Annotated in this window: 8 protein-coding genes; 3 read left to right on the top strand and 5 right to left on the bottom strand. The window is 72.6% G+C overall.

All coding sequences use genetic code 11. The features are described 5' to 3' along the window. Nucleotides 1–413 precede the first annotated feature (413 nt). The 5 genes from GSF22_RS24085 to GSF22_RS24065 form a co-directional block, all read right to left on the bottom strand. Entirely contained in the window at nt 414–1,733 is a 1,320-nt protein-coding gene (locus GSF22_RS24085) for an aminotransferase-like domain-containing protein (RefSeq protein ID WP_208816013.1), read from the bottom strand. Between the two features lie 38 nt (nt 1,734–1,771). Continuing rightward, nucleotides 1,772–2,914, bottom strand: coding sequence for an alpha-hydroxy acid oxidase (locus GSF22_RS24080; protein WP_208816011.1), 1,143 nt, complete (start codon nt 2,912–2,914; stop codon nt 1,772–1,774). Beyond that, on the bottom strand, nt 2,907–3,851 hold the full coding sequence (locus GSF22_RS24075) for an alpha/beta hydrolase (RefSeq protein ID WP_208816010.1): 945 nt from the start codon (nt 3,849–3,851) through the stop codon (nt 2,907–2,909). The genes GSF22_RS24080 and GSF22_RS24075 overlap by 8 nt, the downstream gene beginning before the upstream one ends. Nucleotides 3,852–3,866: 15 nt before the next feature. After that, nucleotides 3,867–5,081 carry a cytochrome P450 gene (locus GSF22_RS24070; RefSeq protein WP_208816009.1) on the bottom strand — a complete coding sequence of 405 codons (1,215 nt, stop codon included), beginning with the start codon at nt 5,079–5,081 and terminating at the stop codon, nt 3,867–3,869. 253 nt (nt 5,082–5,334) lie between these two features. Next, nucleotides 5,335–6,624 carry an SGNH/GDSL hydrolase family protein gene (locus GSF22_RS24065; protein ID WP_208816012.1) on the bottom strand — a complete coding sequence of 430 codons (1,290 nt, stop codon included), beginning with the start codon at nt 6,622–6,624 and terminating at the stop codon, nt 5,335–5,337. A gap of 309 nt (nt 6,625–6,933) precedes the next feature. Between GSF22_RS24065 and GSF22_RS24060 the strand changes: the two genes are divergently transcribed. From GSF22_RS24060 to GSF22_RS24050, 3 genes are all read left to right on the top strand, one after another. Further along, nucleotides 6,934–8,508, top strand: coding sequence for a class I adenylate-forming enzyme family protein (locus GSF22_RS24060; protein WP_208816008.1), 1,575 nt, complete (start codon nt 6,934–6,936; stop codon nt 8,506–8,508). After that, nucleotides 8,505–9,797 carry an MFS transporter gene (locus tag GSF22_RS24055; RefSeq protein ID WP_208816007.1) on the top strand — a complete coding sequence of 431 codons (1,293 nt, stop codon included), beginning with the start codon at nt 8,505–8,507 and terminating at the stop codon, nt 9,795–9,797. Before GSF22_RS24060 ends, GSF22_RS24055 begins: the two co-directional genes overlap by 4 nt. 231 nt (nt 9,798–10,028) lie before the next feature. Continuing rightward, nucleotides 10,029–10,700 (top strand): winged helix-turn-helix transcriptional regulator, encoded by a 672-nt coding sequence (locus GSF22_RS24050; RefSeq protein WP_208816006.1) that lies wholly within the window; start codon nt 10,029–10,031, stop codon nt 10,698–10,700. The last annotated feature ends 119 nt before the right edge of the window (nt 10,701–10,819 follow it).

The raw sequence follows: 10,819 nt of genomic DNA, 5'->3' as shown, positions 1-10,819 counted from the left end.
CCTTCCAGCTGGCCCGGGGGCCGGCGGGTGGTGGGGGTGTCGGGTCGACCGGCGCCAGGAGGGACGGACGCACAGCCAACCGTCAATGGAAGCGCTCCCAGTATTGTCATCGCCGAAACGGGTGGCAAGAATTCTCGGAAAGATTTCGGTCGCCGGTCCGGGCCGTCGCCGGGCTACGCCGCCGCGCGCCGCACCCGGGCCCGCCACCACACAGATCCGGCGGGGCCTGCCCCACCCCGGCACGATCTTGCAGTTTCGGCCCCGACATCGGTCATCAATGGGGCAAAAAGCGGGCCACAAGTGCAAGATCGACGGAGTGGCGGGGTGGGGCTCTGCTCCGGACGGGTCACCGATAGTTTCGGTGCCAACCGGGTCCGGCCGGGCCGCCGGACCGGCGGACCGGCAGCAGGCGGTCAGGCGGATCCGGGGCGACGGGCCGCCGGGGGACGCTCCAGCGCGTCCCGGATCAGCGCCGCCAGCCGGTCCAGACCGGATTCGATCTGGTCGGCGGTCACCGCGCTGATCGACAGCCGTAGCGCGTTGACCGGGGTACTTCCGTCGTAGAAGTGGTGCATCGGGGTCCAGAGCACCCCGTACCGCCGGGCCGACCGTTCCAGCAGGGCGTCGTCGACCGGGAACGGCACGGTCACCACCAGGAAGAAACCACCCGCCGGGACGTTCCAGTCGATGACCCGGCGCCCGTCGGCGAACCGGGGGAACCGGGCCGCCAGGCCCGCGTCCAGCAGGCGCAGGTTCCGGGCGTACGCGGCCCGCTCCCGCTGGTTGGCCGCCAGCAGGCTGCACCCGTGCTCCAGCAGCCGGCCCCCGACGACCGCCTGGGCGATCGCCGACGTGTTCACCGTGACCATGCTCTTGATCTTGGCCAGCTCGTCGGCGAACAGGCTCACCGTCCCGTCCGCAGCGGTCACCCGCTGGTCGGCGACCAGGTAGCCGACCCGCGCGCCGGGCAGCGCGGTCTTGGCGAACGAGCCGAGGTAGACCACCTGGGCCCGCTCGTCGAGCGCCTTGAGCGTCGGTACCCGGGCCGCCCCGTCGGCCGGGAAGAGGCCGTACGGGTTGTCCTCCAGCAGCAGCAGGTCCTCCGCCGTCGCCACCTCCAGCAGCCGACGCCGGGCGGCCAGGTCCAGGCTGAGCCCGGAGGGGTTGGCGAAGTCCGGCATGACGTAGCAGGCCCGGGGCCGCAGCCCGGCGGCCCGGGCCCGGTGCACCTGCGCGACCAGGTCCACCAGGTCCACCCCGTCCGGCCCTGTCGCCACCGGCAGCACCGGCAGGTCCACCAGCCGGGCCGCCCCGGTCAACCCGACGTACGTGGGACTGACCGCGAGCAGCACGTCCCGGTCGTCGGCGCGCAGCGCCCGCAGCACCAGGAACATCGCCTCCTGGCAGCCCACGGTCACCACGATCGACTCCGGGTCGACCGTGATCCGCTCGTCTACGGCGAGGTTGCGGGCCACCAGGTGGTGGATGATCCCCTTGGTCCGTCCGTACTGGAACAGGGTGCGGGTCACCCGCTGCGGGTCGTACCCGAGGTCGTCGCGCAGGTGCGCGGCGAACCGGTCGAGGTACCCGGCGAGCTGCCCGACGTCGAAGAACTCCTCGTAGGGCCGCCCGGCGGCGAACGAGATCGCATCCGGGTAGTGCTGGGCGATCTCGTTGAGGAAGTTCATCGAGGTGAGCGCGGGGTCGGCGAGGGCCGGGTGCAGGCCGGTCATGTCCAGCTCGACGGTGTACGGCAGCGGCGGCGCATCGGTCACCGGGTCCCTCCGATCGTCAGCGTACGCAGGTCCCGGGCCCCCGCGACGTCCGCGCAGCCGGCCAGGGTGAGCGCGTCGGACAACTCGGCCCGCAGCAGGTCGAACGCCCGCCGCGCGCCGCGCTCGCCCCCGGCGGCCAGCGCCCACAGCAACGGCCGGCCGACCAGCACCCCGGCCGCGCCGCCGGCCAGCGCCCGCAGCACGTCCGTACCGCTGGCCACGCCACTGTCCAGCAGCACCTGGGCCCGACCGGCGACCGCGTCGACCACCGCCGGCAACGCCACGATGCTCGGCGGTGCCCCGTCGAACTGGCGTCCCCCGTGGTTGGAGACCACCACCGCGTCGGCCCCCGCCTCCACCGCCAGCGCGGCGTCCCGGGGGTCGAGCAGCCCCTTGACCACCAGCGGCAGATCGGTCTGTCCCCGTAGCCATTCGATGTCCTGCCAGGTCAGGGCGGGCGCGAACACGTCGGCGGTGTGCGCGGCGACCGCCGAGACACCGGTGGCGGCCAGGTGCGCCCGGTCGTCCGGGCCGGCGGCGAGCCCGGCGGCGAGGTCCCGGGTCAGGTTCGCGGCGACCACCGTCTCCGGCAGGGTGAAGGCGTTACGCACGTCCCGCAGTCGGCGCGCCATCAGCGGAACGTCGACCGTGACCATCATGGCGGTCGCGCCGGCCGCCTCGGCCCGGGCCAGCAGCGCCCGGACCAGCGACCGGTCCCGCAGCCAGTAGAGCTGGAACCACAGCGGCCCGGCGACCGCGGCAATCTCCTCGATCGGGTAGCTGCTCAGGGTACTGGCGACGAACGGTACCCCGGCTGCGGCGGAGGCCCGGGCCAGGGCGAGTTCACCATCCGGGTGCACCAGCCGCTGGTACGCCATCGGGGCCGCCGCGACCGGCAGGGCCGCGACCCCGCCGGGCAGCCGCGCGGACAGGTCCGGGTCGGCGGTACCGGTGAGCACCCGGGGCAGCACGGCCACCCGGTCCAGCGCCGCGCGGTTCCCGGCCAGCGTGGTCTCCGCCCCGCTCCCACCGGCGACGAAGTCGTACACCGCCGCCGGAAGCACCCGGCGGGCCAGCTCGGCCAGGTCCGCCAGGCAGACGGCGGTGTCGCAGTCCACGGGTACGCCGGGGTCAGCCATCACGGCGCCCGAACCGGTCACGCAGCCAGTCGGCCACCTGGGCCTGGGCCCGCGCCCCGCCGTCCAGCACACCGGACATCGCGAAGAAACCGTGGATCATGCCGTCGTACCGGGTCAGCTCGGTCGGTACGCCCGCCTCGGCCAGCCGCTGGGCGTACTGCTCCCCCTCGTCCCGCAGCGGGTCGTACTCGGCGGTGACGACCAGCGCCGGGGGCAGCCCGGTCAGGTCGTCGGCCAGCAGCGGCGAGGCCAGCGGGTGCCGCCCGTCGGCCGGGTCGGCCAGGTAGTGACCCCAGTACCAGTCGACGGAGTGCCGGTTGAACAGGTACGGGTCGGCGTCGCCCTGCATCGAGGGGGTCTCGGCGCCGTACCGGGTGTTCGGGTAGACCATGACCTGGCCGGCCAGCGCAGGACCACCCCGTTCCCGGGCCAGCAGTGCCACGGCGGCGGTCAGGTTGCCGCCGGCGCTGTCCCCGCCGACCGCGATCCGGTCCGGGTCGACGCCGAGGTCCCCGGCGTTCGCGGCGACCCACTCGGCCGCCGCGTAGCAGTCGTACACCGCGCTCGGGAACCTGTGCTCGGGGGCGAGCCGGTAGCCGACGGTGACCACGGTGCAGGGCACCGCGTTGGCCAGCCGGCGGCAGATCCCGTCGGCGGTGTCGATGCTGCCCAGGGTCCAGCCGCCACCGAAGAAGTAGACCAGCGCCGGCTGCGGGTCGGTACCGGCCGGCCGGTAGACCCGCACCGGAAGGTCCCCGTCGGGGCCGGGCAGGGTCCGGTCGGTGACCTGGTGCACCGGTTCGCCGGCACCGGCGGCGGCCTGGATGGCGGCGAGGTCGGCGGCCCGGGCGTCGGCCAGCGACTGGGTGTAGAGCGGCTTGACACCGGCCAGTTTGCGGCCGGTGCGGAAGCGGGCGACCTGCGGGTCGAGGGGCACGGGGATCAGCTCCGATCAGCCGGTGGTGACGGGGAGGACGTCGACGCCACGGAGGAAGAGGTTCCCGGTGTACACCGGTGGGCCGGCGACCGCCAGTCCCGGGAACCGGGCGAAGAGCCGGGGCAGGGCGATCCGCCCCTCGATCCGGGAGACCGCCGCGCCGAGGCAGAAGTGGGCGCCGGCCCCGAAGGCCAGCGACGGCGGCCCCTGCCGGGTCGGGTCGAACCGGTCCGGGTCGGCGAACACGGCGGGGTCGCGGTTGGCGGCGCCGACCATCAGCAGCACCACCTGGTCCCGGCCGACCGGTACGCCGGCCAGTTCGGTGTCCCGGGGTGCCTGCCGGGTGAGGAACTGCACCGGGCTCTCGCAGCGCAGGATCTCGTGGCAGCAGTCCAGGGCCAGGTCCGGGTCGCCGGGGAGTTTGGCCACCACGTCCGGCTGGTCCAGCAGCAGCGGCAGGCCACTGCCGAGCAGGTAGATGGTGGTGACGAAGCTGGCGTTGAACAGCACGATCAGGTTGCTGACCAGCTCCTGCTCGGTGATGCCGGCCGTGCCGGCGTCGACGGCGGCGACCAGGTTGCTGATCAGATCGTCGCCGGGGCTCCGACGCCGGTGGGCGATCAGATCGGTGTAGTACCCGCGCAGTTCGCTGGCCGCGTCGTCGGCGGCCCGGATCAGCTCCGGGGTCTTGCCGGAGATGTCCAGGAAGTCGTCGATCTGCTTGACCCGGACCCGGTACCAGTCCAGGTCCGTCTCCGGGATGCCGATGAACTCGGCCATCACCAGCGCCGGCAGCGGGTACGCGAACTCGGCGACGTAGTCGAAGCTGGCCCCGCCGGCCCCGAGGTCGGCCATCCGGTCGAGCAGCTGCTCGGTCACCCGCACCACGACCGGTTCGAGGGCGTCGAGCCGGCGTGGGGTGAACGCGCGGGCGAAGACCTGCCGCATCCGGCCGTGGGTGGGCGGGTTGGTGAACATCATCGAGGTCTCGAAGGTGTTCAGGATCTGGTGCTCACCCTCGCTGGGCAGCGTGTTCTTGAACCACTCCGGGTCGCGGAGCACCTGGTCGACCACCTCGTACCCGCAGGCGATGGCGACCGGTACGCCCTCCAGCGGGCGGGGTGGCAGGGCCGACACCGGGCCGAGCCGGTGCAGGTCCGCGTAGTGCGGGTACGGGTCCCGACGCCCGTCTTCGCTGTAGAGACCGGCCAGTACAGAGGTTATGTCCATCGCGTCGTCCTCCCCAGAACTCGCGCCGAAAGCGGCGGGGGTACTCCCCCGCCGCTCCCGGCTCTCACATCGCTCAGAGCGCCCGGCAAGAGGACTGGCGGGGCTGCGACGTACCCTGGCACGTCGACTGGCGGCGTTGTCGTCGTCGGCCATGCCACACCGGCATGCCCTCCTCCTCCGCCTTGCCACCCTCGGCCAGGACCCGCCTCGCCTCCACCGCCCTCTTGCCGGGCGCTCTTGCGCAAACTGCTGACTACAGGCCGAGCATCCTCAGCGGTACCGCGTCGGCCATCGCCTGGTTACCGGCGTCGTTCGGGTGGATGTGGTCCCCCGAGTCGAACTCCGGCTTGAGCCGGCTCGGCCGCTCCGGGTCCCGCAGCGCCAGGTCGAAGTCGATCAGGCCGTCGAACTCGGCGGCGTTGTTGCGCAGCCAGGCGTTGACCGCCTGACGGGTCTCCTCCTTCTCCGGCGTCCAGACACCCGGGTTGCCGTGCCCCTCGTACGGGGTCAGGGTGCTGACCAGACTGGTCAGCCCGCGCTGCTGCACCTGCTGGTTGATCTGCCGCAGGCTGGCGATGATCGCCTCGGCGGAGTCCCCGGTCATCCAGATGTCGTTGATGCCGATGTGGGTGATGACGGTCCGCGCACCGGTCTGGGCGAAGACGTCCTCGTTCAGCCGGGCGAGCGCGTTCGGGCCGAGCTGGTTGTAGCCGGGGAAGCCCCCGGCACCCGGCTCGGGGCCCTCGTGGTTGAGCCGGCTGCCGGCGAGGCTCGCGTTGAGCACGCCGGGGGTACGCACGTCCGGACGGGCGTCGATCAGCCGGTCGGCGAGCAGGTCGGGCCAGCGCCGGTTGGCGTTGACCGTGCTGCCGTTGCCGTCCCCGAGCGAGTCGCTGAACACCACGACCGACCCGGGGTTGTGCCGCCGCTCCACGTCCACGCCGGACAGGTAGAACCAGCAGCAGTTGGGTCGGATGGTGAACCCGGCACCGTCGGGGGCGGTGGTCAGGTCGGTGGCGCCGATGAAGTTGGTTTGCTGCGACTGGCCGTGGAACGTCGTCGGGCCGGTCGCGGTGGGGAAGTAGAGCGTGACGACCAGGTCCTGCTGGTCGGCGATCGGCAGGTTGACCGGGTCGCTGAGCAGCTCACCGCCGCGCGCCATGTTCGCCGACGACGCGCCGTTGAAGGTCAGCTCCCGGACGCTCGCCGGGTCGATGTCGGACACGTCGTCCGGGGTGGCGGTGTTCGGCAGGGCGACGGTCGCCTTGCCGACCTTGACGGCCTGCTCACCGAAGATGTTGGACAGTCGGATGCGCAGCCGGTCGCCACCCAGCGAGGTGTGCACGACCATCCGCACGCTCTGGTTGTTGAAGCCGGTGTTGGTCAGGCCGGTGGAGTTGCCTCGGGTCACCGCCGCTGCCCAGCTACCGGCCCAGGTCCCCTTCGGCCGGATGAACGCCTCGGCCTCGGCCTCGGCCGTCGGGCCGGCGCTCGCCACGACCGCGGGGGTACCCGCGATCGTCAGCGTCGCGACGGCCGCCACGACCTGCCATCGTTTCGGGGTCGACATTGAACCTCCATGATGTCCCAGCCCAGGGCCGCCCACTGACGGCACCGCTGGATGATGGTGATGAAACGTAACCGCGCCTCCAACAGGCGTCAATCAACCGGATCGTCATGATCAATTAATCCCCGGACAGGTCGGCGCACCGTTCGGCTCTGGTCCCGGTCTCCCACCGCCGAATAGGCTCTGACCCCGCGGCGGGACGGCCGTCGATCCGGCGGGCCAGCGAGTCGAATGCCGGGGCGGTCCCGGACGATCTGCCGCCGCGACGCCGATGGGAGCTGCCGCATGGCTGTCGGGTCCGAGCACCGACCGAACTACGTACACACCGCACTGGCGCGTTTCGCCTCCTTCGGGGACCGGGAGGCCCTGGTCGGCGGGGGCCGCCGGTTGACCTATCCGCAGGCCGCCGACCAGGTACGCGCGATGGCCGCGACCCTGCTCCGGCACGGCGTGGCGCCGGGCAGCGCCGTACTGGTCATGGTCGCCAACGCGGTCGAGGGCCCCCTGCTCCAGCTCGCGTTGCACCTGCTGGGCTGCCGTTCGATGTGGATCGCCCCGGTCACCGCCCGCAAGGAGATCGACGAGTTCGTCCGGCTCGCCGAACCGGACGTGTTCGTCTACGACGCGCGGGCGACCGACAGCCTCGGTGCCCAGCTGCACGCGGACCTGCCGGGGGTACCGGTGTTCTGCCTCGGCCCCGGCGGCGCCGGTCCGGACCTCACCGCCGACGGCGACGTCGATGCGACCGCCCTGCCGACCGACGTACCGGAGCCGGAGTCGTTCCTCCAGACCAGCGGCACCACCGGCACCCCGAAGCTGGTGCACCACCGGCAGGGCTTCTACGCCCAGATCCTCACCCTGGCGCAGAATTTCGTCGACGCCGGAATGCCGGTCCTGCGGCACCTGTCCCATTCACCGATGTGGCTGGCCAGTGGCCAGATAACCACCCTGTTCAACCTGTTCACCGGGGGTGTGCTGGTTCTGCGGGACGACTGGGATCCGGTCCGGTTCATCGAGACCGTCGAGCAGGAGCAGATCAACTCCACTTTCGTCACCCCGCCGATGCTCTACGAGGTGCTCGACCATCCCGCCCTCGACGGCGCGGACTTCTCCCGGATGTTCATGTTCAACGTCGGCGCCGGTCCGGCCGCACCCACCCGTCTGCGGCAGGCCATCGACCGGTTCGGTCCGGTGCTGCGGATCGTGTACGGGCTCAGCGAGGCGGTGGTGATCTGCGCCCAGCCCGGCCTGACGGACGACCCGGAGCACCCGGAGCGGCTGCGGTCCTGCGGCCGGCCGTACGGTGACGTGCAGGTCGAGGTCCGGGGGCCGGACGGCACGGTCCTCGACCCCGGCGTGGACGGTGAGGTCTGGGTCCGCACCCAGCTCAGCTTCTCCGGCTACTACGGACAGCCGGAACTCACCGCCGAGACCATCGTCGACGGCTGGGTCCGCACCCGCGACATCGGCCACCTTGACGCCGACGGCTACCTCTACCTGGTCGACCGGGTACACGACATGATCGTCACGCACCGACGGAACTGGGCGATCTTCTGCCGGCCGATCGAGGACGCGATCGCCGACCACCCCGAGGTACGCGCCGCCGCCGTGATCGGCGTGCCGAGCGACACCGTCGGCGAGGTGCCGCACGCGTACGTGGTGACCGCCCCGGGGGCCACGGTCACCGCCGACGAGCTGATCGACCTGGTCAGCACGACCCTCAACGAGATGTGGGCACCGGCGTCGGTGGAGTTCGTCGACCGGCTGCCGCTGAACCGGTCGGCCAAGGTGGACAAGCGCGCCCTGCGCGACCGGTACGCCACCGACCACCCGGCCGTGCCGATCGGCAGCGGCACGTGACGCCGCGCGGCCGGCTGGTCACGCTGATCAGCGCGGACATCATCTCCACCCTGGGTACCCGGGTCTCCATCGTGGCGATCCCGTGGCTGGTGCTGGAGACCACCGGCAGCCCGACCCGGATGGGTATCGTCGCGGCGGCCGAGACGGTGCCGTACATCCTCTCCAGTGCGCTGGCGGCGCCGCTGGCCGACCGGGTCGGACTGCGCCGGACCTCGGTGGTGGCGGACGCGGGCAGCGCCCTGGTGATGGCGGCGGTGGCGGCCGTGGCGCTCGCCCCGCAGCTCGGCTTCACCGCCCTGGTGCTGCTGGTCGCGGTGGCCGGTGGACTGCGCGGCATCGGCGACCGGGTCAAGCACGTCATGCTCCGCCCGGTGGCCGAGGCGGCCGGGGTACGGCTGATCCGGCTCACCTCCGCCTACGACGGGCTGAGCCGGGGCGCCACCCTGCTCGGCGCGGCCCTGGCCGGACTGCTGGTGCTCTGGTTCGGCAGTACCGGGGCGATCGTCATCGACGCCGTCAGTTTCGCGGTCTGCGCCCTGCTGGTCGGGGTGTTCGTCCGGCTGCCCGCCCCCACCACTCCGGCCACGCCGGCCGTGAGCGCCGCGAGCGGGCCGGAGACCGGCGACGGGCCCGCCAAGGCGCCCCGGGAGAGCTACCTCGACGCCCTGCGGGGCGGGTTCCGCTATCTGCGCGGGGACACCGTCCTGCTGAGCATGCTGCTGGTGATCTTCGGGCTGAACATGGTGGCGAACGCGAGCATCGCGGTCTTCATCCCGCTCTGGGTGGCCGAGGTGCTCGGTTCCCCGACCGGGCTCGGCCTGGTGCTCGGCGCGTTCGCCGCCGGAGGCCTGGTCGGCAACCTGCTCTTCACCTGGCTCTCGCCCCGGCTGCCCCGCTACCTGACCTTCGTCGTGGGGGCGGCGATCAGCGGTACGCCCCGACTGCTCTCCCTCGCCCTCAGTGACGAACTGGTCGTCGTCATCACCGTCACCTTCGTGTCCGCGCTCGGGATCGCGGCAGTGAACCCGCTGCTCGGGGTCGCCCTCTACGAGCGGGTGCCGGACGCGTTGCAGACCCGGGTGATCGGTATCGCCGGTGCGGTCGGCTTCACCGGCCTGCCCGTCGGCGCGCTGCTCGGCGGCTGGCTGACCACCGCGTTCGGGCTGCGTACCGCCCTGCTGGTGTTCGTCGCGGTGTGCCTGTTCTTCACCGCCCTGCCGCTGCTGCGGGGCCGGCCCGACGACCGCGCCCCCGAGGTGTCCCCGACCCCGGCAGCCGCGATGTCCTGACCGGGTCCGCCTGCTCGCACCGGCGCCCGGCCCGTCAGGTGCCGCCGGCCCGCCGACCGCCGGCCCGCCGACCGCCGGCCGGTCAACCGCCCGCCCGGCCCGATCCGCCCCGTGACCGGATCGGGCCGGGCGACCAGCCCTGGACGTTGACCGCTGGCAATCTAGCAACGTTCGCTTGTTTAGAACAAGTGTTTTGGTCGCCGCTCGCGGCCGGTGGATACACTCCGCGCCATGGGTACGCACCGCAGCTACCAGGATTCCTGCGGGCTGGCGCACGCCCTCGACCTGGTCGGCGAGCGGTGGGCGTTGCTGGTCGTCCGGGAGCTGGTACTCGGCCCGAAGCGGTACCGCGACCTCCGGGCCGACCTGCCCGGGATCAGCACCAACGTGCTCGCCAACCGGCTCGACGAACTGACCGCCGCCGGGGTGGTCCGCCGGTACCGGCTCGCCCCACCGGCCGGCACCTGGGTATACGAACTGACCGACTGGGGCCGGGAACTGGAGCCGGTCCTCTCCCGGCTCGGCCGGTGGGGTGCCCGGTCACCGGCCAGGCGACGCGACGGCCATCTCAGCGCCACCGCGCTGATCCTGTCCCTGCGGACCAACTTCGACCCGGGCCGGGCCCGGGGCTGGTCCGGACGGTACGAACTGCGCATCGGCGAGGAACGGTTCCGGGCGACGGTCCGCGACGGCACGCTGGACGTCGGTCGTGGTGTCGACGAGGCGGCCGACGCCACGGTGACCGCCGACCCGGCCACCCTGGCCGGTCTGATCTACGGCGGCGGTGAGCTGGCCGGGGCGGTCCGCACCGGCGCGGTCACGGTCACCGGCGACCTGGCGGCGGTGGACCGGTTCCTGACCCTGTTCCCGCTCCCCGACCCGGTACCGGTCGGGTCGACCTGAGTCCCGCTCCGGGCCACGCCGCCCGTCGCGCCGGTGCCGGTCCGCGCGGGTCGACTTTCCCCGCCGTGGGCCGGCTTGCCATGATCCCCCGGTGAGCACCGCCGCTGTCGCCCCCGGCC

It is taken from the genome of Micromonospora echinofusca (assembly GCF_017614955.1).
Lineage (GTDB): Bacteria > Actinomycetota > Actinomycetes > Mycobacteriales > Micromonosporaceae > Micromonospora > Micromonospora echinofusca_A.
The sequence above is the reverse complement of the archived record's forward strand: the minus strand, read 5'-3'. Positions and strand labels throughout refer to the sequence as shown.